General features: G+C 29.9%; 22 protein-coding genes. 20 read left to right on the top strand and 2 right to left on the bottom strand.

Going from position 1 to position 26990, the window contains the following annotated elements:
- Positions 1-3: 3 nt before the first annotated feature.
- The 12 genes from speD to psyc5s11_RS23990 all read left to right on the top strand — a co-directional run bounded on the left by speD (position 4) and on the right by psyc5s11_RS23990 (position 14125).
- Positions 4-822, top strand: coding sequence for an adenosylmethionine decarboxylase (gene speD, locus psyc5s11_RS24045; RefSeq protein WP_224034986.1), 819 nt, complete (start codon positions 4-6; stop codon positions 820-822).
- A 17-nt stretch (positions 823-839) separates the two neighbouring features.
- Positions 840-2306 carry an aminotransferase class I/II-fold pyridoxal phosphate-dependent enzyme gene (locus psyc5s11_RS24040; RefSeq protein ID WP_224034985.1) on the top strand — a complete coding sequence of 489 codons (1467 nt, stop codon included), beginning with the start codon at positions 840-842 and terminating at the stop codon, positions 2304-2306.
- A gap of 135 nt (positions 2307-2441) precedes the next feature.
- On the top strand, positions 2442-3296 hold the full coding sequence (gene speE, locus psyc5s11_RS24035) for a polyamine aminopropyltransferase (protein WP_224034984.1): 855 nt from the start codon (positions 2442-2444) through the stop codon (positions 3294-3296).
- A gap of 97 nt (positions 3297-3393) precedes the next feature.
- The gene (locus psyc5s11_RS24030; protein ID WP_224034983.1) at positions 3394-4596 is read left to right on the top strand and encodes a saccharopine dehydrogenase family protein; all 1203 of its coding nucleotides are present in this window, start codon (positions 3394-3396) and stop codon (positions 4594-4596) included.
- Positions 4597-4712: 116 nt separating this feature from the next.
- Positions 4713-5855 (top strand): carboxynorspermidine decarboxylase, encoded by a 1143-nt coding sequence (gene nspC / locus psyc5s11_RS24025; RefSeq protein ID WP_224034982.1) that lies wholly within the window; start codon positions 4713-4715, stop codon positions 5853-5855.
- A gap of 266 nt (positions 5856-6121) precedes the next feature.
- Positions 6122-7180 (top strand): LacI family DNA-binding transcriptional regulator, encoded by a 1059-nt coding sequence (locus psyc5s11_RS24020; RefSeq protein WP_224034981.1) that lies wholly within the window; start codon positions 6122-6124, stop codon positions 7178-7180.
- A 274-nt stretch (positions 7181-7454) separates the two neighbouring features.
- Complete coding sequence (locus psyc5s11_RS24015) at positions 7455-8813, top strand: ABC transporter substrate-binding protein (RefSeq protein WP_224034980.1); 1359 nt, start codon at positions 7455-7457, stop codon at positions 8811-8813.
- 98 nt (positions 8814-8911) lie between these two features.
- Complete coding sequence (locus psyc5s11_RS24010; RefSeq protein WP_224034979.1) at positions 8912-9817, top strand: carbohydrate ABC transporter permease; 906 nt, start codon at positions 8912-8914, stop codon at positions 9815-9817.
- Between the two features lie 11 nt (positions 9818-9828).
- The gene (locus psyc5s11_RS24005) at positions 9829-10680 is read left to right on the top strand and encodes a carbohydrate ABC transporter permease (RefSeq protein WP_224034978.1); all 852 of its coding nucleotides are present in this window, start codon (positions 9829-9831) and stop codon (positions 10678-10680) included.
- 51 nt (positions 10681-10731) lie between these two features.
- Positions 10732-11649, top strand: coding sequence for a glycoside hydrolase family 43 protein (locus psyc5s11_RS24000; RefSeq protein WP_224034977.1), 918 nt, complete (start codon positions 10732-10734; stop codon positions 11647-11649).
- Positions 11639-12991 (top strand): GH1 family beta-glucosidase, encoded by a 1353-nt coding sequence (locus psyc5s11_RS23995; RefSeq protein WP_224034976.1) that lies wholly within the window; start codon positions 11639-11641, stop codon positions 12989-12991. The genes psyc5s11_RS24000 and psyc5s11_RS23995 overlap by 11 nt, the downstream gene beginning before the upstream one ends.
- Positions 12992-13219: 228 nt before the next feature.
- Positions 13220-14125 carry an ROK family protein gene (locus tag psyc5s11_RS23990; protein ID WP_224034975.1) on the top strand — a complete coding sequence of 302 codons (906 nt, stop codon included), beginning with the start codon at positions 13220-13222 and terminating at the stop codon, positions 14123-14125.
- Positions 14126-14532: 407 nt separating this feature from the next.
- Here psyc5s11_RS23990 and psyc5s11_RS23985 read toward each other — a convergent pair whose 3' ends face one another.
- Together psyc5s11_RS23985 and psyc5s11_RS23980 are read right to left on the bottom strand one after the other, a co-directional pair.
- Complete coding sequence (locus psyc5s11_RS23985; protein ID WP_224034974.1) at positions 14533-14679, bottom strand: hypothetical protein; 147 nt, start codon at positions 14677-14679, stop codon at positions 14533-14535.
- A 176-nt stretch (positions 14680-14855) separates the two neighbouring features.
- A complete protein-coding gene (locus tag psyc5s11_RS23980; RefSeq protein ID WP_224034973.1) occupies positions 14856-15902 on the bottom strand; it encodes a LacI family DNA-binding transcriptional regulator in 1047 nt (348 codons plus the stop codon).
- Between the two features lie 495 nt (positions 15903-16397).
- On the opposite strand from psyc5s11_RS23980, the gene psyc5s11_RS23975 reads away from it, so the two are divergent.
- The 8 genes from psyc5s11_RS23975 to psyc5s11_RS23940 all read left to right on the top strand — a co-directional run bounded on the left by psyc5s11_RS23975 (position 16398) and on the right by psyc5s11_RS23940 (position 26987).
- The gene (locus psyc5s11_RS23975) at positions 16398-17336 is read left to right on the top strand and encodes an ABC transporter permease (protein ID WP_224038259.1); all 939 of its coding nucleotides are present in this window, start codon (positions 16398-16400) and stop codon (positions 17334-17336) included.
- Between the two features lies 1 nt (position 17337).
- Positions 17338-18240, top strand: coding sequence for a carbohydrate ABC transporter permease (locus psyc5s11_RS23970; protein WP_375541972.1), 903 nt, complete (start codon positions 17338-17340; stop codon positions 18238-18240).
- A 30-nt stretch (positions 18241-18270) separates the two neighbouring features.
- Positions 18271-19881 carry an extracellular solute-binding protein gene (locus psyc5s11_RS23965; protein WP_224034972.1) on the top strand — a complete coding sequence of 537 codons (1611 nt, stop codon included), beginning with the start codon at positions 18271-18273 and terminating at the stop codon, positions 19879-19881.
- 65 nt (positions 19882-19946) lie between these two features.
- Positions 19947-21434 (top strand): glycoside hydrolase family 32 protein, encoded by a 1488-nt coding sequence (locus psyc5s11_RS23960; RefSeq protein WP_224034971.1) that lies wholly within the window; start codon positions 19947-19949, stop codon positions 21432-21434.
- A 165-nt stretch (positions 21435-21599) separates the two neighbouring features.
- Positions 21600-22547, top strand: a complete 948-nt coding sequence (locus psyc5s11_RS23955) for a carbohydrate kinase family protein (RefSeq protein WP_224034970.1) — start codon at positions 21600-21602, stop codon at positions 22545-22547.
- 424 nt (positions 22548-22971) lie between these two features.
- Positions 22972-25779: a sigma 54-interacting transcriptional regulator gene (locus psyc5s11_RS23950; RefSeq protein WP_224034969.1), complete on the top strand. Its 2808-nt coding sequence runs from the start codon at positions 22972-22974 to the stop codon at positions 25777-25779.
- A 216-nt stretch (positions 25780-25995) separates the two neighbouring features.
- Entirely contained in the window at positions 25996-26418 is a 423-nt protein-coding gene (locus psyc5s11_RS23945; protein ID WP_224034968.1) for a PTS sugar transporter subunit IIA, read from the top strand.
- Between the two features lie 77 nt (positions 26419-26495).
- On the top strand, positions 26496-26987 hold the full coding sequence (locus psyc5s11_RS23940; RefSeq protein WP_224034967.1) for a mannose/fructose/sorbose PTS transporter subunit IIB: 492 nt from the start codon (positions 26496-26498) through the stop codon (positions 26985-26987).
- The last annotated feature ends 3 nt before the right edge of the window (positions 26988-26990 follow it).

Here is a 26990-nt window from a genome sequence, read left to right as displayed (position 1 = left end):
GTTGTGATGTTAGGGTTGGACAACAAGCTGAAATTATACGGCTTTAACAACCTCACAAAAACACTTAGCTTTAACATCTATGATGTATGCTATGCAAAAAGTGAGCGCGAGCAAAAGGACTATATTGCTTACATCGATGAGCAATACAATTCAGAAAGACTTACAAGGATTCTGTGTGATGTAACAGAGAGTATTGGTGCACATGTACTTAATATTTCAAAACAAGACTATGATCCTCAAGGAGCAAGCGTAACTATTTTAATATCAGAAAAGGATATAGGGATACAAAAAATAGATTCGTCTTGTAATAAAGGCGAAATTGACATTTTGAAGACTAGGGAAACGGTTTTAGGACACTTAGATAAGAGTCATGTAACTGTGCATACGTATCCAGAATATCATCCAGATAACTCAATTGCTACTTTTCGTGTGGATATTGATGTGGCCACTTGTGGAGAAGTTTCTCCCTTGAATGCATTAAACTATCTTATAGGAAGTTTTGATTCAGATATCATAACGATAGATTATCGTGTAAGAGGTTTTACTCGAGATGTTGATGGTAAGAAATTGTTTATAGATCACAAAATAGCATCAATACAAGAATATATTGATGAGGATACTTTGAAGAAATATGATGCTGTGGATATAAATGTATATCAAGCAAATATATTTCATACTAAAATGTTAATAAAAGAAATGGAACTTCAAAATTATCTTTTTAATAAGGATGTTTATGAAATTAGGCCAAAAGAAAGGCTTGAGATTGAAAGCAACCTACGTAAAGAAATGATTGAGATTTTTAGTGGAACTAATATATATTAATGGGGGGATGAGCTAACATGAAAAATAAAGAATCCCACTCAAAAGCACCTATTTATGAGGCTCTAATGGAATATAAAAAGGCTAGAGTGGTTTCTTTTGATGTTCCAGGTCATAAGCAAGGTCGTGGAAATGCTATGCTTAGAGAATTTTTGGGTGAACAATGTCTTTCAGTAGATGTAAATTCAATGAAGCCACTTGATAACCTTTGTCATCCAGTATCAGTTATAAAAGAAGCTGAAGAACTTGCAGCAGATGCTTTTGGTTCTAAACATGCATTTTTAATGGTAAATGGAACAAGTTCATCAGTTCAGGCTATGGTTATGAGTGTTTGCAAAAAAGGTGAAAAAATTATAATGCCACGTAATGTTCATAGAAGTGCAATTAATGCATTAGTAGTTAGTGGAGCAGTTCCTGTTTATGTAAATCCAGGAGTGAATAAGGAACTTGGAATTCCACTTGGAATGTCAGTTAAAGATGTAGAAAGAGCAATAAAAGAAAATCCAGATGCCAAGGCAGTGCTTGTAAATAATCCAACTTATTATGGTATTTGCTCAAATCTTAAAGATATTACAGAACTTGCACATAAACATGGAATGTATGTTTTAGTAGATGAAGCTCATGGAACTCATTTTTATTTTGGTGATAATATGCCAATGTCTGCAATGGAAGCAGGAGCTGACATGGCAGCGATTAGCATGCATAAAACTGGTGGTTCTTTAACTCAAAGCTCATTTTTACTACTAAATTGCGATTTAAGTGTTGGTTATGTTCGTCAAGTAATTAATTTAACACAAACAACAAGTGGTTCATATCTATTAATGTCTTCACTTGATTTAGCAAGAAGAGATTTAGTGCTACATGGCACAGAAACTTTCAAAAAGGTAATAGAATTTGCAGAATATGCAAGGGATGAAATAAACAAAATAGGTGGATATTACGCTTTTTCAGAAGAATTAATTGATGGGGATACCATTTATGATTTTGATAGAACAAAGCTATCTATTTTTACTAGAGGAATAGGACTTGCAGGAATTGAAGTATATGATATTTTAAGAGATGATTATGGCATACAAATTGAGTTTGGAGATATAGCTAATATTTTAGCAATTATTTCTGTTGGAGATAAGAGTCTAGCAATTGAGAGATTGATATCTTCATTATCAGAAATTAAAAGATTATATTCAAAAGATAAAGCAGGAATGTTTGATCATGAGTACATAAATCCAGAAGTTGTACTTACTCCTCAAGATGCGTTTTACTCACCAAAGATTTCAGTGCCTATGAATGAAAGTGATAAAAAGATATGTGCTGAATTTGTAATGTGCTATCCACCAGGAATACCAATTCTTGCTCCAGGAGAAAAAATTACTAAGGAAATTTTAGATTATATAGATTATGCAAAAGAAAAGGGCTGTTTTTTAACTGGTACAGAAGATGCTAAAATTGAAAATATTAATATAGTTAGTAAATCAATTAACAATTAGCAATTAACAATTAACAATTAAAGTTCAAATACCTATGGGATTTGTAAAGAAATGTATTTTCAGAAATCCCGCTAGGTATTTCATCCTTAATTGTTAATTGTTCTCTGTTAATTGTTAATTGGAAAGGTGGTTATTATGGAGTTATGGTATACAGAACAACATACAGAGAATGTACAATTTTCAATTAAGGTTGAAAAGCAACTACATACTGAACAAACTGAATTTCAAAGAATAGATATTTTAGAAGCAAAGGAATTTGGGAAGTTTTTTACGTTAGATGGATTAATGATGATAACGGAAAAAGATGAGTTTATTTATCATGATATGATAGTTCATGTACCAATGGCAACTAATCCTAATATCAAAAAGGTTTTAGTTATAGGCGCTGGAGATGGCGGAACAATAAGAGAACTTACAAGGTACAAGACAGTTGAGAAAATAGATATGGTTGAAATTGACAAGAGAGTTGTTGATGTATGTAGAGAATATTTTCCACAAGTATCATGTAAACTCGATGACGAGAGAGTTAATATATTTTTTGAAGATGGATTAAAATTTGTACGAACTAAGGAAAATGAATATGACTTAATAATAGTAGATTCAACAGATCCTTTTGGACCAGGAGAAGGACTATTTACTAAAGAATTTTATGGAAACTGCTATAAAGCATTAAATGAAAATGGAATTTTGGTTAATCAACATGAAAGTCCATATTATGATAATGATGCTTTAGCAATGAAAGAAGCTCATGAAAAAGTAATAGGATTTTTTCCGATTATTAAAGTATATCAAGCGCACATTCCAACTTATCCATCAGGACATTGGTTATTTGGATTTGCTTCAAAAAAATATCATCCTATTAAAGATTTAGATGCAAATGCTTGGAATGAGCTGGGAATAGAAACAAAATATTATAATACAGACCTCCATGTAGGGTGTTTTGCATTACCTAATTATGTTAAACATATGTTAAAGGGACTTACTAAATAGAAATTAATATTTTACATGGTACAATTAGATTATAATAATTGTGATTTGAAAAGATTCATTTAAATCATAAATTTATGAAGAAATTGGAGGAATTAGAATGGGAAAAGCGTTAATTATTGGTGCTGGCGGTGTTGCTAGCGTTGCTATTCATAAATGTTGTCAAAACTCAGAGGTGTTTGAAGAAATTTGTATTGCCAGCAGAACTTTATCAAAATGCGATGCTATAAAAGCTTCATTAAAAGGAAAAACTAAAACTAAAATACAAACAGCTAGGGTAGATGCTGATAATGTACCTGAGTTAGTAGCACTTATTGAAAAATTTAAACCAGATGTTGTACTAAATCTTGCACTTCCATATCAAGATTTAACAATTATGGATGCTTGTCTTGAAACAAAAACTGATTATGTAGATACAGCTAATTATGAACCACTTGATGCAGCTAAGTTTGAATATAAATGGCAATGGGCATATAAAGAGAAATTTGAAAAAGCAGGAATCACAGCATTACTTGGTAGTGGTTTTGATCCAGGAGTTACAGGCGTATTTAGTGCTTATGCTCAAAAACATTATTTTGATGAAATAAATTACATAGATATTTTAGATGCTAATGCAGGTGATCATGGATATCATTTTGCAACTAACTTTAACCCAGAAATTAATATTCGTGAAATCACAGCTAAGGGTAGCTATTGGGAAGAAGGAAAGTGGATAGAAACAGAACCTCTTGAAATAAAAGAAGTTTATGATTTTCCTGAAATAGGGCCAAAGGATATGTATTTATTACACCATGAAGAATTAGAATCTTTAGGTTTAAACATTAAAGGAATTAAGAGAATTAGATTTTGGATGACATTCTCACAAAAGTATATAACACATTTAAATGTGCTTGAAAATGTTGGAATGACTTCTATTGAACCAATTGACTATGAAGGAAAACAAATAGTTCCATTACAATTTTTAAAAGCAATTTTACCAGATCCAGCATCACTTGGGCCAAGAACAAAGGGTAAAACTAATATAGGATGTATTTTCCAAGGTAAAAAAGATGGAAAAGATAAGACTTATTATGTTTACAATGTATGTGATCATGAAGAATGTTATAAAGAAGTTGGTTCACAAGCAATTTCATATACAACAGGAGTTCCAGCTATGATAGGTGCAAGCTTAGTTATGAAAGGCTTGTGGAAGAAACCAGGAGTAAATAATATTGAAGAATTTGATCCAGATCCATTTATGGATGAATTAAATAAATGGGGATTACCATGGAAAGAAGATTTCTCTCCAACATTAGTTAAGTAATATAGGAAATTAAAATAGAAGAAAGTCGTTAGGCTTTCTTCTATAACTTTTCACGGTTACTTGTCCACAGAGTAGCTTAGAGGACATTAGCTTTTAACTAAAAAGGAGGAAATTTAATGAAAGATATAGAAGTAAGTAAATTACCATCACCATGTTATGTTGTTGATGAAAGGCTTCTTACGAAAAATTTAGAAACTTTGAAATATGTGCAAGATAGTACAGGATGTAATATTCTTCTTGCAACAAAGGCATTCTCAATGTTTTCAACCTTTCCTTTAATAGGAAAGTATTTAAAAGGGGTTACTTCAAGTTCTTTATTTGAAGCTAGACTTGGATACGAAGAAATGGGAAAGCAAGTACATATTTATGCGCCTGCATATAGAGAAGATGAATTTGATGAAATAATGAAATATAGCGATCATATAGTATTTAATTCATTTAATCAATGGAAACTTTATAAAGACAAAATTAAAAATGTTCAAGGTAAAAAAATCGAATGTGGTATTCGTATCAACCCTGAATATTCGGAGATAGAAACAGATATATATAATCCATGCTTTGAAAATTCAAGAATGGGAGTTACATTAGCTAATTTTGAAGAAGATGAGCTTGAAGGAATAGATGGGTTACACTTCCATACTATGTGTGAACAAAATTCTGATACTCTTGAACGTACAATAAAAGTTGTAGATGAAAAGTTTGGAAAATATATTAAGAATATGAAGTGGATTAACTTTGGTGGTGGTCATCATATTACTAGACCAGATTATGATATAGAGACCCTAATAAAATCTATTAATTTTATAAAAGATAAGTATAAAGTAGATGTATATCTTGAACCAGGTGAAGCTATTGCTTTAAACACAGGTTTTCTCGTATCAACAGTTTTAGATACAATGAAAAATGGAATGGATATAGCAATACTAGATACTTCAGCAGAATGCCATATGCCAGATGTACTTGCAATGCCATATAGGCCTAATATTATAGGAGCAGGAAAGCCCAATGAATTTGAATTTACTTATAGATTTGGAGGACCAACTTGTCTTGCTGGTGATATAATAGGGGATTATTCATTTAAAGAGCCATTAAAACCAGGAGATAAACTTGTATTTTGTGATATGGCTATTTATTCAATGGTTAAAAATAATACTTTTAACGGAGTGAATCTTCCTGCTATTGTGAAATATAGTGAAGAAAAGGGCATTGAAGTAGTAAAAGAATTTGGATATGAAGACTTTAAATCTAGATTATCATAAATGAGAATCAAAATCTATGATTTTGATCTTCGAACTTACTCAGTGAGCGTAGTGAATCGAGTTTCATATTATTAAAGTAGTCTTAGAAATAACTTATTTCTAGGACTACTAATTTTTATAAAGAAATATTATGTATATAATTCATTTTATTGAATAAGTATAAAATAAATTGTAAATTTAAAAAGAAAAGGATTGCAATATAATAATGAATGATGTAATATAACAATATAAACACGCGTTTATGAGAGAGAAAGAAGTGAGATTTTGTGAATAGCATCGATATAGCAAAAATTGCAGGAGTTTCAAGGAGCACTGTTTCTAGAGTAATTAATAATTACTCTAATGTTCCAGACGAAACTAGAGAAAAGGTTTTAAAAGTAATAGATGAATATAATTATGTGCCACAGGCTTCTGCTAGAATGCTTGCAGGTGCTAAGAATAGAATTATTGGTCTTTTTATTGTTGATATGATAGAAAGATCAGTCGGAACGAAAAATCGAATTGCAAGTAGTCCTTACTACTTGGAATTTACAAGTTCCATAATTGAATATGCAAGTGAAATAGGATATAAAGTTCTTGTACATATAATACATAATGCAAAAGGTTATAAAGAGATTAAAGAAAGTTTTTATGATAAGACAATTTCTGGAGGAATATTTATTGGGGAAAACAATGATGATCTAGTAATTAAGGAGATAATAAATTCTGGATATAAAGTTGTATTGGTAGACCAATCGTTAGAATTAGATGAAGGCGTTTATAATAAATGTAAAATTGTAAATGCAGACAATTTTAGTGGAGCATATAATGCAACTAAATATTTAATTAATCTTAAACATACAAAGATTGCTCATATTACTGGTGGAGACGTAAAATTTTCATCTATTGAAAGAGTTAAAGGATACAAGCAGGCATTGATAGATGCGAATATTCCTATTATAAATAATTTTATTGTAAAAGCAGATTTTATTGAGGAAAGTGGATATCATGCAACCAAAAGGTTACTTTCAAAGAAAAACAAGCCAACAGCTATATTTTTAAGTAATGATAAAATGGCAATTGCATCTTTAAAAGCTATTAAAGAAGCTGGACTAAGAGTACCAGAAGATATTTCGATAATAGGTTTTGATGATATTGAAGCTGCTAAATATTTAAACCCACCACTAACAACTATAAGAATGGAATTAGCAGAAATGGCAGAAATGGCTATAAAAGGCCTTATTTCATCAATTGAAAATGATTTGGATTTTTCGGTGAATCATACAATACCTGTGAAGTTAATAGAAAGACGAACTTGCATGGAATTAAAAAATTCCACAGAATAAACAGGGTTTATACAAATTATGATTTTGTGCTTTTCTGGTTACTAAGTTGTCTGAAGGTTAAATTGATGTTAATATCAGTTGAGGTAATTGATTTCAGAATTTACATCAATTTAACATTTAGATATAATTTTATAAAATAAGGATCAAACCATAGAACATAAAAATTACACAAACTTATTTACATTTTAATAAACACGTGTTTATTGTCAATAGTTATAATAATTATTGAAATAATAATATACAAGATAATTAATATTATATAGGGGGAATTGTAATGAAAAAAAACTATCTAAAAAAAGTATTAATTTTCGCAATATCAATTGCAATAGTAGGATCTGCTTTCACAGGTTGTGGTAATTCAGAAAGTTCAACAAAAACTGAATCAGTAGTAACCACTTTTACAGAGAAGGATCCAAAGGAGTATAAAGGAACAATCAATCTATGGTCCTTTACAGATGAATTTAAAACATCACATTTTATTGAGAAGTTTAACAGTGTATATCCAAACATTGAGGTTAAATTGACAGTTATACCGATGGATAACAATGCATACTCAACAAAACTATCATCGGTATTAGCATCAGGAGGAGGTGCACCTGATGTCTTCACTTCAGAAGTTGCATTTGTAAATAAATTTGTTAATACATCGTACTATGAAGATCTTTCTAAAGAGCCATATAAAGGTGAAGAAATTGCAAAAAATATGATTCCGTATACTATAGATCTTGGAAGAAATCAAGAGGATAAGAGTATTAGAGCATTTTCTTGGGGAGCAACTCCAGGTGGAATGTTCTACAAGAGAAGTTTAGCTAAACAATATTTTGGAACAGATGATCCAGCGGAAATTACTAAGAAGTTTTCATCAGTGGATTCTTTAATTCAAACAGGAAAAGAATTAAAAGAGAAAAGTGGAGGTAAGGTTAAATTACTTCCAAATTATTCTGAAATGTACACTGTTGCAACTGGTAGTAGAACACATGGTTGGGTAGAAGATAATAAGTTAGTTATCGATGACAATATTAATAAATATATTGATGTTGCAAAGCAAATCAGAGATGCAGATATAGATGCTAAGTTTAATACATGGTCAGCACCATGGTCAGCATCAATGGCTGGCGCAGTAGATGGAACAAACGTATTCTGTTATGCACTACCTACTTGGGGATTACCATTCGTAATAGCTACTAATGCTAAAGACACAAGTGGAGATTGGGGACTTGCTAAAGCGCCTTCAGCTTATTATGCTGGTGGTAGTTGGTTAGGTATGTATAGTAAGAGTAAGAATAAGGAGCTTGCATGGCAACTAATTAAGTATATGACTACTTCAGATTTTCAAACATGGAATGCTAAAGAACATGGCGATTTTCCAAGTAATTTAGATTCGGTTAAGACATATTCAACTACTGATGATGGAAAGAGTAAATTTGCTGGTGGACAAAATGTAGCTGCGGTTTATAATGAGATACTTCCAACAATTAATGGTAAGCTAGTCACTAAATATGATGAAACTATTAATAACAAATTCCAAAGTGATTTAGACTTATATGTAACTGGAGAAAAATCAAAAGATGAATTTTTACAACAGTTTAAGGCTGATGTTAAGACTGCATTTCCAGATATAAATGTAGAATAACATTATAAGAATATTATGAGAACTTATTAGCTGTTTGAAATTAATGTGATTATTATATTTTAAACAGTTAATAAGCATTTAAATTAGGAGGAGGTTTTATGCAAAAGAAAAAAAGTAAAGTAGATAAAGGAAGATATGGAATATACTTTGTTATTCCGTATTTTGTTACATTTTTAATATTTTCATTATATCCGATTATATATACTTTTGTTATAAGTCTTAAAAAGTGGGATGGGATGTCAGAAAACGCAATTTTTGTAGGGATTAAAAATTACGTTACTCTTGTACATGATCCTGTATTTTATCAGTCTATTGCAAATACATTAATAATGTGGATCTGCGCTGTAATTCCACAGATGGGATTTGCACTTTTACTTGCAGTACTGTTCAATAATATAAAAAAGCTTAGGGGGAAAGAATTTTTTAGAGCAGCTATATATCTTCCTAACCTTATTACACCAACAGCAGTAGCAGTGTTATTTGCCTTTTTATTTGATTGGCAGACTGGTGCAATAAATAAGATTCTTATAAATTTGCATATAGTTAGTGAACCTATTAACTGGTTTTTGAGTGCTGGTACTTATAGAGGAATAATAGCACTTATATCATGGTGGATGTGGTTTGGATATAGTGCGATAATTTTTGGAGCAGGTTTAAATAATATTCCATCAGAATTGTATGAGTCCGCAAGCATAGATGGTGCAAGTCCTTGGCAGAGTTTTAAGAGTATAACAATGCCACTATTAAAACCAACTATATTATATGCTGCTGTTACATCACTTATCGGTGGTATGCAAACATTTGATATTCCTTATGTTATGACTCAAGGACAAGGAGGACCTAATAATAAGACATTAACGGTAGTTATGTATCTATATAACACAGCCTTCCAAAATTCAAACTATGGATATGGTTCTGCAATTGGATATGGTTTATTTGTATTGATACTTATATTATCTATAATAACTTTCAAATTTATAAATAGAAATGGTCAGAATGAATAGGGGTGATATTAATGGAAACAAAAGTTAAAAAAACTAATAAGTCGCCAAAAAGTATTAAAAAAGTTGCCTGCTATCTATTATTAATTTTACTTACGTTAATATGTTTAGTTCCATTCTATATAATGGTAATAGATTCTACACATAATAATGGAGAAATAGCTTCAAAATTGTGGCTTTTACCAGGTACAGCATTATTAGATAATTACCATAGGTTAGTTGAGAGTGTTGCTATATGGAAAGGATTTGCCAATAGTTTATTTATTGCAGTTGCTACTACAGTAGTAAGTGGATATTTTAGTGCTTTAACTGCTTATGGATTTTCAAGATATAAATTTAAGGGTAATAAAATACTTTATGCAATTGTATTAGGTTCAATGATGATTCCTATGCAGTTAGGATTCATAGGATTTTATCAATTAATAAGTAAAATGGATTTACTTAACAGCTATATTCCTTTAATAGTTCCTGCAATAGCAAGTGCAAGCTCTGTTTTCTTTATTAAAGGGTATACAGATGGCGCAGTGCATGAATCCTTAATTGAAGCAGCAAGAATAGATGGTTCTAGTGAATTTTATATATTTAACAAAATTGGATTACCTCTTATTATGCCTTCAGTTGCAACTATGTCTATATTTACATTTATAGGAACTTGGAATAGCTATTTAACACCTCTTATTCTAATATCCGATATGGACAAATATACACTTCCAATTATGCAGGTTGTTGCAAGAGGTGTTTACAAGACAGAATTTGGTACAATATATACATGTATTGCAATTTCTGTTGTTCCAATAATGATAGCATTTGCATTCTTGTCAAAGAAGATAATTGGTGGATTAACACTCGGAGGAGTAAAAGGTTAATGGTCAACACTATATTAAATATAATAATCAATTTAAGGAGGAACTAGAACGATGAATAATGATTTAGTTCATTTAAGAGATCCATTTGTAGTTCCAGTGTATGTAGAAAAAAAATATTATCTTTTTGGTACCACAGATAAGAATATTTGGGAAGGTAAATGCACTGGGTTTGATGTATATGTAAGTGAAGATTTAGAAATTTGGGAAGGACCTTTATCTGCTTTTCGTGCTCCAAATGATTTTTGGGCAGATAAAAATTATTGGGCTCCTGAGGTTCATTTTTACCAAGATAAATATTATATGTTAGCCAGTTTTAAGGCAGATGGGAAACGTCGTGGAACACAGATTCTCGTTTCAGATAAACCTATAGGACCATATATACCATTAACGGATGAACCTATAACGCCAAAAGAGTGGGAATGTCTTGATGGAACTCTGTATATTGATGAAGAAGGGGATCCTTGGATAGTATTCTGTCATGAATGGGCTCAGGTTAATGATGGAGAAATATGTTGTATGAAGCTAACAAAAGATCTTACAGCTACGATTAGTGAACCAATGCTTTTGTTTCATGCATCAGATGCGCAATGGTCATATCATAGCATTATGACTTCAATTTCAAATGATAAGGGTCAATATGTAACTGATGGACCTTTTTTATACAAAGCGGAGAATGGTGAATTATTAATGCTATGGTCAAGCTATACTGAAAAAGAATATGCAATAGGTATAGCACGGTCAGTGAGCGGTGAAATTGTGGGCCCCTGGATTCATGATACAGAGCCTCTAAAATTAAAGGATGGCGGACATGGTATGCTTTTTAAAACTTTTGATGGAAAATTAATTCTTACAGTGCATTCACCTAATGTAACTCCATATGAGAGACCTATTTTCATACCAATGAAAGACGAAGGTGGAAAATTATACATAGATAAGGAAGGTATAGGAGGTCTTGTTAATGAGCTTTAAAAAAGATTTTGTATGGGGAGCTGCTACTGCAGCTTATCAAATTGAAGGGGCTGCCTTTGAGGAGGGTAAGGGACTTTCAGTTTGGGATACTTGCTGTCAAAGAACGGGTTTTGTAAAAGATGGTGATAATGGTAACATTGCTTGTGATCATTATCATAGATACAAGGAAGACGTTCAACTTATGAATAAAATGGGATTAAAAGCCTACAGAATGTCAATTTCATGGTCAAGAGTTATTCCGAGTGGTATTGGTAAAATCAATGAGAAAGGGTTGGAATTTTATGACAGACTAGTGGATGAACTTTTAGAGAATGGAATTACACCTTATATAACACTTTTTCATTGGGATTTTCCGCATGAATTGTATAAAAAAGGTGGCTGGCTAAATTCGGATAGTTCAGATTGGTTTGCTGAATATACTAAGGTTGTTGTTGAAAGATTATCTGATAGAGTTAAGCATTGGATAACTCTTAATGAAATTCAATGTTTCATTGAATTAGGACATGGTGCTGGAACTCATGCTCCTGGTTTAAAACTTGATATGAGTGATGTTTTATTGGCAGGTCACAATGCACTTCTTGCACATGGAAAAGCAGTTCAAACTATCAGAAAGTATTCGAAGGGGGATTGTGAGATTGGATATGCGCCTGTTGGAGGAGCATCATTTCCAGATACACAGTCAAAAGAAGATATTGAAGCTGCAAGAAGAGCAACCTTTGATTTTGATAGCCCTAATATTTGGAATTCATCATGGTGGATGGATCCTGTTTGCCTTGGAAGTTATCCAGAGGAAGGTCTTAAAGCTTTTGAAAAGTGGCTCCCTAAAATTGGCGCAGATGATATGAAGACTATTTTCCAACCAATTGATTTTCTTGGTTTAAATATTTACCAAGGTTCAAGAGTACGTATGGGTCAAGATGGTAATGTTGAAATGGTAAATAAAAATGTAGGATATGACCAAACAAATTTAAAATGGCCAGTAACTCCTGAAATTTTATATTGGGGACCAAAATTCTTTTATGAAAGATATCAAAAACCAATAGTAATAACTGAAAATGGTCTTTCTAATACAGATTGGGTAAGTCTTGATGGTAAGGTTCATGATCCTCAGAGAATCGACTTTCTCAATAGATATTTAAGGGAATATAAGAGAGCAACGCAGGATGGAGTAGATGCGAAAGGATATTTTCAATGGTCTTTAATGGATAATTTCGAATGGGCTGAAGGATATAATGAGAGATTCGGACTTATTCATGTAGATTATCAGACCCAGAAAAGAACTATAAAAGACTCTGGTTTTTGGTATAAAAATGTAATAGAAAGTAATGGCGAAAATTTATAATGGGTTTAATTTAGATGATTCTAGTTGCAAAACTATTAATTAGGATTTAAAACCACTACAGTATACTTTAATAAAATAACTGTAATGAAAAAGGAACTGTCTCAAAATAGAAAGTAATTTAAAAATATTTATCGAGATCATAATATTGGAAAGTTATTGAAACTAATAGAGCTGACTTAGGTTAAAAGAAATATTCTAGGAGTAATTCGTTTTGAAGGGGAGATAGACATGCAAGAAAATAAATATTTGGTTTTGGATATTGGTGGAAGTTCAATCAAATATGCAATTATGACAGATGAAGCAGAATTCGTTGAAAAAGGAAAAGTTCCTACACCATTAGATAATATAGAAAATTTTATAAAAACAATAGGGAAGCTATACGATTTATATAAAGACAAAATACGTGGAATAGCTATAAGTATGCCGGGAATCTTGGACAGTAAAAATGGATATGCTTATAGTGGAGGAGCATTGTTATATAATAATGATAAAGAAATTGTAAAACTGTTAAGAGAACGTTGTGATACTAATATTACAATAGAAAATGATGGGAAGTGTGCAGCTCTTGCAGAGGTTTGGAAGGGGAGCCTAAAAGAATGTAGCGATGGGATTGTTATTGTCCTTGGTACTGGAATAGGTGGAGGAATAATTAAGGATAGGAAAATACATAAGGGAAAACACTTTTTTGCAGGTGAGTTTAGTTTTATGATGACTAATATCTCTGAGAGCGATAATTTGGATAATATGTGGGGTTTTAAAAATGGCTCAATTAGTTTAAGAAAAGGTGTTTCAGAAGTAAAAGGATTACCATTAGAAGAGGTTGATGGATATAAAGTATTTGAATATGCTAATGCTGGAGATGAAGAAGTTTTAAAAATTTTAAATAAGTTTACAAATGACTTAGCGAATCAAATTATAAATTTACAATGTGTATTTGACCCAGAAAAGATAGCAATTGGAGGAGGAATAAGTTCACAACCAATTTTAATAGAATATATAAGAAAAAATTTAGAAAAAAATTATAAGAAATTTGAAGATAAAGCTAATTTGCCTAGAATAGAAGTTGAAAAATGCACTTTCTGTAATGATTCTAATTTAATTGGAGCATTATATAATTTTTTTATAAATTTTTAGAATTAGCATTAAATGTGAAAATTGTTCCACAATTGAGTTTTATTGAGATAAATTTTTATAAAAAATATTAACATGAAACTTTGAATGAGAATTTTGGTAATAATAACTTAGAGGTGATGCTACAAAGGATAAGAAATTAAAAAAACAAAAAATTCCAAGAAAAGCATTGAAGATTTCAAAAATAAATCTTCAAATAGAAGTTTTTTCAAAAGTAAGTTTGATTCTTTCAAAAAGTGATGTTATATTATACAAATAGTAACTAGAAAATGTGGAAAACATACAGCAATATTAAAAGCTCATGATTTTGCTATTGAAGTATAGTTAAATAAAATTCTTATATAAGGAAATCCAAAAAAAAATAACAGACCAATATTTTTGGCCTGTTATTTTGTTTCAAATTATAAAGTTTAATTTTCTTTTAATGTATATTTAGACATTTCTGTTTCTATGATTTGGGTTTGAGAAACTAATTCTTCAGTAGATGCTGCTAGTTCTTGTGCTGTGGCTGAATTTGTTTGAACTACCTTAGAAATTTGATAAACACCAGCGGTCATTTGAGTTATAGCTTCAGTTTGGTTTTCAGATACTATAGCTATTTATTTTACCCATTTAAATGCATATAGCTTGTTTTGAAAAAAATGTTGTTATGAGTTTGTAAACTCATAACAACATTTTTTTGTAATATCTACTAATTTATTTTTACTTGTTATAGCATACAATTTCTAAATGTTTATTCAATATCCCCTGTTGATTCTCTATATTTAGTAGCTGTACGTACATACATTGTTCTAAAAGGAAGAGATGGATTTTCCATTCTAGAAATCAATAAGTTTGCAGCAATATCACCCATTTCACAACTTGGAATATGAACAGTAGTGATATGAGGCTCAATTAATCTTGATTCAGCAGAATCATCAAAACCACAAATTAAAACGTCATCAGGTACAGATTTGTTCTTATATTTTAATGCTTTGATAATATTTATTGCAAGAAAATCATTTGCACATATAAAAGCTTGAGGAAGAGTTGGAATTTGCATAATTTTATTTCCAAGCCATTCAACATTTCCATAGGGCTCTTTATCATTTTCAAGTATGCAATTATTTATGTCCAAAGAAATCTCGGAATCTGATAAAGCAGAGCAAAATCCCTGCCAACGTTCATAAAAGCTTTGACAATGAAAAATATCACCGACAAATCCAATATTTGTTATGTCATGGTTGATTAGATTTTTAGTAATATTATAAATATTATGATAACTTTCCATTAATAGAATGTCCGAATTTAGTGGTTCATTTTCTAAATTACTTGATGAATCAATAAAGAGTGTTGGAATTCCTAAATCACAAATGAGTTTACTGTAATACTTATCAAACATTTCTATACAAATGATACCATCGATTAATTCTGGATTAAAATTAAATGGCAAATTTGAAGAGTTCAATTCATTATCACGGATCATATACATAGATAATCTGTAACCTAGGTTACTTATTTTTTCTTCGAAACCAGATAAAAGATTAGAACCAAAATCAGAACTATTGGGCATACTACATGTTAGTAATGCTATATCTTTATTTACTGTAGGTTTGGAAGAAGCAGGTGATGTATTCATATAAGTAAATTGTTTGTATCTCATTTCTATTGCCTTTTGTATAATTTTGGACTTTGTAGTTTCTGCAAGAAGACCAGTATTGTTTAAAGCTTTAGAAACTGTATTTCTTGACATGCCTAATTCATCGGCAATATCTTGAACAGTAATTTTTTTATTTGGCATTATCAAATACTCCTTTAATTAAGTTTATTAAATATGTATATATGTTGCAAAATAATTCTTTCATAAAATTTGCAACCGTATGCTTTTTTTATCTATATTTCTAATTGTAATGTATATAAGTAAATTATTTATTATAAATTTATTGAGTTTAGTATAACAAATAAAGTGACAAATGTAAAATTAAATTGAAATGGATGAAATAGAAGATGACTAAGCAAAGAAGTATAATAAATACTAAATTGTGCAAATGTAAAATTAATAACGTGCAATTATAAAATAATAATTAAAAAAATGTAATAATGTATGTTGACAAAAGGATAAAAAGTTTGATATTATGTATTTAGAAATAAAAGATAAGGTTTACAAATATCTGAAAGTCATTAAAAAAGTGTGCGAATGTAAAAAGATAGGAAATGAATGTAAAATACAAGTGTAATATGAAACAATAATTATCATATTTCTAAAATTAAATGAAAGGAGAAGATGAATTTGAATATGACAAAAAGTATTTTGCCTAATACCAATAAAAAACAATCGAGAATGCATAGTAACTTGAAGTACATTAAAAAGAATTACCAATTATATCTTTTCTTCACGTTACCACCTCTCTTATTATTAATTATTTTTAAGTATATTCCTATGGGAGGAGTGCTAATTGCCTTTGAAGATTATAGTGCTATTTTAGGTACTTTACATAGTCATTGGGTAGGATTAAAGCATTTTGAAAGGTTTTTGGCTTCACCAGATTTCATGAATTTGCTCATGAATACTTTAAAGGTAAGTTTATATGGATTATTGTGGGGATTCCCGTTACCAATTATACTTGCTTTACTTTTATCAAGAATAAAGAGTAATGGGATTAAGAAAAAGATTCAATTAATTTTATATGCTCCTAATTTTATTTCTGTAATAGTAATTTCAGGTATGATTATAATTTTCTTATCACCGATTGGACCAGTTAATCAATTTTTAGGAACTGCTACAAACTTTATGACAATGCCTAGTTCATTTCGGACTATATATGTAGCTAGTTCAGTTTGGCAGGCGACTGGTTGGGCATCAATTATTTATACAGCAGCTCTTTCAGGTGCAAGTCAAGAATTAACAGAAGCAGCTGTTATAGATGGAGCGAATATTTTTCAACAGATTTTGAATGTTGATTTACCAGCTATTAAGCCAATTATGGTTATTCAATTTATTTTATCAGCAGGAAATATTATGAGCGTAGGTTTTGAAAAAGCATTAGCTCTGCAAACAGATTTAAATTTACCAACTTCAGAAATTTTACCAACTTATGTTTATAAAATGGGTCTTCTAAATGGAGATTATAGTTTTTCAACAGCTGTAGGTTTGTTTAATTCAGTTATTAATATAGTTTTATTAATAGTTGTGAATTCAATTGTTAAAAAATTAAACGAAGGAGAAGGAATATAAGATGAATATGAAAATGAAGAAATTCAAAAAATTATCATTTTCTGATAAATCTATTACGATAAGTGGTTATGTAGGCGTTACACTTTTTGTATTAGCCATTATTATACCACTTATATATATAGTTATTGCTTCTTTTATGGATCCAACTACGCTAAATAATCAAGGTATAACATTTGATTTTAGTAAATGGTCAATAGAAGGATATACAAGAGTATTTAAAGACGATATGATTTTAAGAGGTTTTTTAAATTCTGTATTCTATTCTACTGGTTATGCTGTAATTTCAGTTGGGATTACACTTTTAGCTGCATACCCATTATCTAGACCAGATTTTGTGGGGAAAAAAATTATTACTACTTTATATGTTATTACTATGTTTTTTGGTGGAGGGCTTATGCCAACATACCTTTTGGTTGACAATCTAAAGCTTCTTAACACAGTGTGGGCAATTTTACTTCCAGGTGCAATTAATGTATGGAATATTATACTGGCAAGAACTTATTTTCAAAGTTTACCAAAAGAATTAAGAGAAGCATCTGCTATAGATGGTGCAAGTGATATTACACATTTCTTTAAAATAATGATTCCAGTATGTAAACCAATTATTGCAGTATTACTTTTATATCAATTTGTAGCTCAATGGAATAGTTACTTTGATGCTATGATTTATTTAGATGATGCTAAATTGCAACCTCTGCAATTAGTGATTAGATCAATCTTAATTCAAAATACACCAAGGCCTGGTATGATTGCAGATGTTCAAAGTTCAGCAGCAATGGCTCAAATTGCACAATTATTAAAATACTCTACTATTGTTGTTTCAAGTTTACCTTTACTAGTCATGTATCCATTCTTCCAAAAATATTTTGATAAAGGAATAATGGCAGGATCAGTAAAAGGCTAAAAATATATAAAAAAAGGATGGGGAAATAATATGGGAAAAAATAAAATTAAAAAGTTGGTTAGTATTTCATTAGCTATGTTAACAGTATTGTCATTTACAGCATGTGGTAGCTCAAGCAAGAAAACAGATACAGCTACATTAAAGGATGTTTCATTTCCATTAAAAGAAACAGCTAATTTAAAAATGCTTACAAGTGCGCCATCAATTTCAACTCAAGATCCAAATGAAAGACTTATTTTTCAAAGATTAGAGAAAGAAACAAATGTGCATATCGATTGGACGTGTTATACAGATGATCAATTTCCTGATAAAAAGAATTTAGCATTATCAAAAAAAGATACACTTCCAGATGTAGTATTTAATGCTGGTATGAACAATAATGATTTGCTTCGTTATTCAAAACAAGGAGTTATTATTCCAGTTGAAGATTTAATAGCAAAAGATATGCCAAATTTATCAAAAATTCTAGAAGCAAAACCAGAGTATAAGAAAATGATTACTGCACCAGATGGTCATATTTATTCATTCCCATGGATAGAGGAATTAGGAAGTGGAAAGGAAGCTATTCAAGCTGTTGGAGATATTCCATGGATAAATAAAAAATGGCTTGACGAATTAGGTCTTCAAGTACCAAAAACAACTGATGAGTTAATTACAGTTCTAAAAGCATTTAGAGATAAACATCCAGAAGGGAAAACAGATGTGATTCCTATGTCATTTATTATAAACAATGGGGATCAAGATCCAGCTATATTACTTGGAGCTTTTGGATTAGGAGATAATGGTGACCATTATTTAGTGAATAATGATAAGAAAGTTGTTTATTCAACTGTTCAAGATGGATATAAAGAAGGTATTAAATATCTTAATAAGCTTCAAGCAGAAGGTCTTGTAGATCAAGAAGCATTCACTCAAAAGTGGGATACATTTGTAGCAAAAGGAAAAAATGATCGTTATGGTATGTTTTTCACTTGGGATAAAGCTAATGTAGCCGTAAATAAAGAGGATTATATTCCACTTCCAGCACTTGCAGGTCCTAATGGAAATGTTAATGTTCCTAGATCAAATGGATATGGGTTTGATTTAGGAAGATGTGTTGTAACATCGGCAAATAAAAATTTAGAATTAACAGCAAAATGGATAGATAAGTTATATGATCCTCTTCAATCAGTACAAGATAATTGGGGAACATACGGCGATGAAAAAAGTAAAAATGTATTTGAATTAACAGCAGATAAAACTTTGAAGCATTTACCATTAGGTACAGCATCACCATGGGAAGTTCGTGCAAATCAATTTGTTGGTGGACCAGCTGTTATTCTTAATGATTATTATGGAAAATATACAACAAGTCCAGATGATGCACAAGAAAGATTAGATATACTTCATAAAACTTATGTAAAAGATATGAAAGCTGAATATAACTATCCACCTGTATTTATGACTCAGGAAGATATAGAAGCACTTACACAATATGAAACAGCAGTAAAAGCATTTACAGAACGTAAAAAAGCTGAATGGATTTTAAACGGCGGTGTTGATGAAGAGTGGAGTTCATATTTAGAAGAAATGGACAAACTTGGATTGCCAAAAATATTAGAAATTAAACAAAAATACTTAGATGCATATTTTGCAAAATAAATAACTTTCATAAGCGACTTTAGGGTCGCTTATGTAATATATATGATAATTGAAAGGAAATGATTATGAATAATATAGTGAGCAGTAATAGTGAAATTTTAGACAAAGTAAGAGTTTTTGAAGAAGAAGCTATAAAGAATATTCCGGAAGGACAGAAACCTTCATTTCATTTATCTGCACCAGTAGGTTGGATTAATGACCCAAATGGATTTTCAAAGTTCGAAGGAGAATATCATCTTTTCTATCAATATTATCCATATGATACTAAATGGGGACCAATGCATTGGGGGCATAATAAAACAAAAGATTTTATAAAGTGGGAGCAGCTACCAACAGCTCTTGCACCTGATGAAGCATATGATATGGAAGGCTGTTTTTCAGGAAGCGCTGTAGAATCAGAGGGTAAACATATACTTATGTATACTGGAGTACTAGATAAAATTCAAGAGGATGGTACACATCTTATTAGGCAAACACAATGTATTGCAATTGGAGATGGTGTAGATTATGAAAAATTAGAATGCAATCCTGTTATTACAAGTGATTCATTACCAGAAGGTAGCAACCTAGAAGATTTTAGAGACCCAAAGATATGGAAGGATGGAGACGAGTTCTATGCAGTAATTGGTAGTAGACATGCTGATGGAAGTGGACAAATTCTTTTATATAAATCAAAAGATTTAAGAGGCTGGACTTTGGTTACCACTCTTGATAGATGTGAAAATAAGATAGGGCGTATGTGGGAATGTCCAGATTTCTTTAATATTGATGGAAATGATATTATGATAATTTCACCACAAGAAGTAAAAGCAGAAGGATTAAAATTTCATAATGGGCACAACACAGTATATTTAATTGGACAATATGATAAAGAAAATCATAAATTTGATAGGAAAAATTATGGGACTATAGACTTTGGTTTAGATTTTTATGCACCACAAACACTTGAAACTGAAGACGGAAGGCGCATTATGATTGGATGGATGCAGTCATGGAAAAATAATATTGTTCCTAGAGATTTTAAATGGTGTGGGATGATGAGTTTACCTAGGGAACTTACAATAAAGGATGGTCATTTAATTCAAAATCCAATTAGAGAGATTAAAAATTATTATAAGAATGATGTGGAATATAAAAATGTGTTGATTAAAGGTGATACTAAATTAGAGGGAATTTCAGGAAGAGAAATAGATATGACTGTTGAGATTGATGGAAATGATTGTGAAGATTTTACAATTAAGATAGCCCAAAATGAGGAATATGAAACTTTAATTAACTTTGATACAAAGAAGAATTTAGTTTCATTTGATAGAAGTTATTCAGCAAGACTTTGCGATGCACTGCATAAGAGAGAAATGAATGTTAGAAATCAAAGTGGAAAGATAAAATTAAGATTAATCATTGATAAATACTCTGTAGAAATTTTTGTGAATGATGGTGAACAAGTAATGACATCTACTTTTTACACTGATTTAGATGCAACTGATATTTCATTTTACGCAAAAGGTAATGCTACAATCAATATCGAAAAACATGATATTGCTGTAAAGTAGAAATATTTTAAAGGTGACTAAATTAAATAATTTGGTCACTTTTAAGTGAATTTATAGAAAAATATAGCCTTATTTATAAAGCATAAAATAGGCATTTAAAAATATATAATTAGTGCTTGCAGAATTCTGCAAGCAACTATTTTAAATTAGACAAGGAGATTAAAGATGAATAAAAATATTTTTTGTATTGGTGAACTTTTAATTGATATGGTTTGTGTTGACAACAAAGGGTTAATAAATGGAGAAAAATTTGAGAAAAAAGCAGGTGGAGCTCCTGCCAATGTAGCAGCAAGTATTACTAAATTAGAAGGTAATGCATATTTTTTAGGTCAAGTAGGAAATGATTTCTTTGGAACATATTTAATTGCTTTATTGAAGGATTTAAATATAAATACTGAGATGGCGGTAAAAAAAGGTAGTACAACAATAGCTTTAGTTGGAATTGATGAAAATGGAGAACGTAATTTTGATTTTTTAAGAGGTAGTGATGGTGAATATTCATTTGGAAATATTGATTTATCAAAGATAGCTAGTTCAGATATAATTCATTTTGGTTCAGCTACAGGGTTTTTAGAAGGAGAATTAAAGGAGACTTATTATAAGTTATTGGAATACGCAAAATCTAATAATATTTATGTGTCTTTTGATCCCAATTATCGTGACGCATTAATTACTTCAGACAAATTAGATTGGTTTATTGATGATAGTATTAAATTTATAAAACAAAGTGATTTTACTAAGTTAAGCGATGAAGAATTATTTTTATTGACTAAAGAAAAAGACATAACAGCAGGAGTTAATAAGTTACATGAATTAGGAGTTAAAGTTGTAACTATTACTTTAGGCTCTAAGGGAACATATCTAAGTGTTAATGGAGAAAATGAAATAATTTCATCTATGGAAATTAAGCAAGTAGATTCAACTGGTGCTGGAGATGCATTTGTTGGAGCTGTATTAAAACAAGTATCTGATATTGAAGATAAACGTAATATAAGTTTTGAAGAATGGAAAAATATAATTGCAGTTGCTAATAAAGTAGGAGCAATTACATGCACCAACTATGGAGCAATAGCATCAATGCCTACATTAAGCGAAATAAAAGAGTTATATTAATGTCTTTTATTATAAAAATATAATTATAGGGAGCTGAAAGAATATAAATGGTTATTTTTTTGAACCTCCCATATTCCTAACACTACATACATGTTAACTATTTAAAACTAAAGAAAAAATTGTGTTAAATATGAATACTAGTGTGTAAAAAGAAAATCAAGTGTGTAAAATAAAAATATTTAGTTACTAAAAGTATGTGAGAAACTTAAATTAGTAGAATATATTTTTTATTTACACGCTTTTTGGCATACTAATTGCTTTTATATTATTAGACAAGTAATAAAATGTAAAGGTTACTTTCAGTAATTATAAATACTTGCTTTGAAATTTTACCTAATAATTAAATAGAAGGACAAATTATTTTGAACTTATTAGCTAGAATAAGTACATATTAAAAATATAGGTTAAAAGGAGGTATTAATTAATGAAACAAATTGATAAGATTTATGACTATATATTATCAAATTCTAAAGCATTTACTAAAGAAAAATTATTGAAAATAAAGGGATTTAGTGCTCAAGAAGTTGGAGAGCATCTTCAAATGTTAAGAAGTAATGTATCAAGAGAACTTAATACTCTTTGTAGGGAAAAGAAAATAATTAAGATTATAAATAGACCTGTTCTGTATTTTGATAGAGAGCAATTTATAAAAATATTAAATGTAACGCTAAATGATGATTGCGATGAAATTATAGAAATTAGTAATTTTATTAGCGATGCATCAGATGCTAAACAAGAAGATAAGTCACCTTTCAATTCTTTAATTGGTTTTAACACAAGTCTAAAAAATCAAATAGAACAAGCTAAAGCTGCTTTGTTATATCCACCAAATGGTCTTCACACATTAATAATTGGCAGTACAGGCGTTGGTAAAAGTTTGTTTGCAAATATGATGTATGAATATTATAAGCATATAAAAGAGCTGACTGAAGATCCACCATTTATTATATTTAATTGTGCGGACTATAGTAATAATCCACAACTTCTTTTATCTTATATATTTGGTTATGTTAAAGGTGCATTCACAGGTGCTGAAAAAGAAAAGGAAGGTATAGTTGAAAAAGCAGATGGTGGTATATTGTTTTTAGATGAAATACATAGATTACCACCAGAAGGTCAAGAAATGGTTTTTTATTTTATGGATACAGGTACATATAATAAGCTTGGAGAGAGCGATAGGCACCGGAAAGCAAGTGTATTATTGATTGGAGCTACAACAGAAGATCCGAGTTCTACATTGCTTAATACTTTTGTTAGAAGAATTCCTATAACTATAAATATTCCTGCTTTTGAGGAAAGACCTATTGATGAAAAGTTAGAATTGGTGCAATATCTGATTTCAAAGGAAGCTCAGAGAGTAAATAAAACTATTACAATTTCATCAGAAGCTATAAAAGCTTTAATAGGTAGCACTACATATGGAAATGTTGGACAATTAAAATCCAATATACAGTTAGTTTGTGCAAAGGGATTTTTTAATTGTATTAACACAAATAAAGATATAGAGATAAATTTAGCACTATTACCTCCAAATATAAAAAGTGGAATACTAACATTTGGAAATCAAACCAAAGATAATACAACTATGTGGAATATGATGCCAAGTAGTATTACTATTCAGCCTGATGGTAATAAAACATTTTTAGAAACAGATGATTATGAAACACCATTTAATATTTATAGCATAATAGAAAATAAAACTTCTCTTCTTCAAGAAGAAGGAATGAATGATGAGGAAATAAAGAGTTTTATAACTACAGATATAAATATACATTTAAAACGGTTTTACGAGAGGTTTAAGAATGATATAAATCGTAGAGAAGGGCTATTAAAGATTGTTGATAAAGGTATTGTTGATTTTGCAGAAGAAATAAAAATATTAGCTGAAAATAAATTAAATAAAAAACTAAATGAAAGATTCATTTATGCTATAAGTCTTCATTTTAGCGCATTATTTAATCGTATTAAAAAAAATACTGTTTCTTTTGAATCAAACATTGATTTATCAATATCAATTGAAAGTAAAGAATATGAGGTGGCTAAAGATATTCATAAACTTATAGAAAAGAAATTTAATATTAGTATACCTAATGTAGAAATAGAGTATTTAGCATTACTTTTGAATTCAATACAAGAGTCATCTCGTCAAGAAAGAGTAGGTATTGTAGTAGCGGCACATGGTTCAAGTATTGCTACGGGTATGGTTAGCTTAGCTAAAAAACTTTTTGATGCTGATAATATTCTAGCAGTTGATATGCCACTTGAAATGAATCCTTCTGACATCTTAGAAACTGTTATTGAAAAGGTTAAAGCAGTTAATGAGGGGAAGGGAGTTTTGCTTTTAGTTGATATGGGATCTCTAAATAGTTTCAGTGATGTTATTACTGAAAAAACTAATATTATTACTAAAAGTGTTGATATGGTATCTACCCCATTAGTATTAGAAGCTGTTAGAAAATGTTCTGTTTGTGATACAGATTTAAATTCTGTTTATTCATACTTACTTACTGATTTTAGAGGATATACTAATAACATAACTACACAACTTACTCAAGAAAAGAAAGAACATGAAAAAGTTATAATTACTATTTGTTCTACTGGAAAAGGTGCAGCAATTAAACTTAAAGAATTAGTAGAAAATGTTACGAATAATATTGGCTCTGAAAATATCAACACTATTCCACTTGGATTGAATAATTTAACTAAGTCAATTAGTGAGATTTCTGAAGAAAATAATATTTTAGCTATTATAGGTATTGAAAACCCTAATATTGGGATTCCTTTTATATCCATAGAGCAATTGATTGATGGGACAGGAGAAAGTATTCTAATAAATATTATAGAAGGTAAAAATATTCAACCTATTATTAATAGAGGAGAAAATCAAATAATTTTTAAAAATCTCTGCATACAAACTCTTAGTGAATTTATAACATTTCTTAATCCTAAAAAGATCTATTCGTTATTAGATGAATTTGTGAATTTAATTGAAAAATCAGTGAATATAAATTTTGAAAATCCAGTTAAATTAAGAATTATATTTCATGTTGCATGTGCACTAGAAAGAATGCTTCTGAACAATGGATTAACATATGATAATGACAATTTAGAATTTGATAAACAAACTATACAAGCATTAAAGGAAGCTAGCTTAATTTTTAAAACTGCATTATCAATAAATTTAACTGATGACGAAATATATTATATTGCTGACATTATAAAGGTGTGTTAATTCTCTTAAATTTAAGAGATAACTGTGTTGAATTTAATTATAAGTATGTAATTTGAGAAGTTAGAGTGTAAAACAAAATATTCAATTATTAATAAATAAGTAAAAACCTTACTTGAGCATCATATATTTGTATTTACACTCTTATTTGGCATGCTAATTGCTTTATATAATTTAGTATAGAAACAATATATGTAGTAGTGAAAGGATGATGAAATAATGATCTCAGTAATAATAGGTACCCATGGTATGTTTTCAGAAGAAATTCTTAAATCAGCAGAAATGATTTTTGGAACTCAAGAAAATGTGGGTACTGTCACTTTTAAACCAGGTGAAGGTGTAGAAAACCTATTAGAAAAATATAATAAGCTTATAAATGAATTAGATTGCGCAGATGGAGTCTTATTTATGGTAGACCTTTTTGGAGGAAGTCCATTTAATGCAGCTAGTATTATTGCAATGAAACATGACAATATGGAAATTGTAGCTGGAGTTAATCTTCCAATGATTTTAGAAACTTTGGGAAGTAGAGATTTTTCAAGCTTATCAGAATTATTAGCAATTGCAGAAAATTCGGGTAAAGAAGCTATTAGAGTTTTAACTAAAAATATTCAAACAGATATAGAAGATGAAATGGTATAGAATTTTCAAACAGTTATAAAAATTATATGTAATTTTTTATAAAGCAAATATAAATTAAAAAAAGTGAGGTATAGGAAATGGAAATTAGTTTTGTAAGAATAGACGACAGATTAATACATGGACAAGTTGCAACAGTTTGGACGAAAGAGAGTGGGTGCAATAGAATATTTGCTTGTAGTGATGAAGTTGCAGCAGATGATTTGAGAAAACAATTAGTAATTCAAGTATCACCACCAGGAATAAAAGCATATGTGCTTCCAATAGCAAAAGCAATTGAAGCATATAACAATCCTAAATTTGACAGTTTCAAAACTTTATTTTTATTTACAAACCCTACAGATGTATTAAGAATGGTTGAAGGCGGAATAGATATTAAATCTGTAAACGTTGGTGGAATGTGTTTTAAAGCCGGTGACAAACAAATTACAAACGCATTATGTATGAATGATGTTGATATTGAAGCATTTAAAAAGCTTAATGAAAAAGGTATCGAATTAGAGGTAAGAAAATTAGCAAAAGATAACAAGATTAACTTAATGGATAGATTAAAAGAGTTAAAACTTATATAGATA

Source organism: Clostridium gelidum, from assembly GCF_019977655.1.
Lineage (GTDB): Bacteria > Bacillota > Clostridia > Clostridiales > Clostridiaceae > Clostridium > Clostridium gelidum.
The sequence above is the reverse complement of the archived record's forward strand: the minus strand, read 5'-3'. Positions and strand labels throughout refer to the sequence as shown.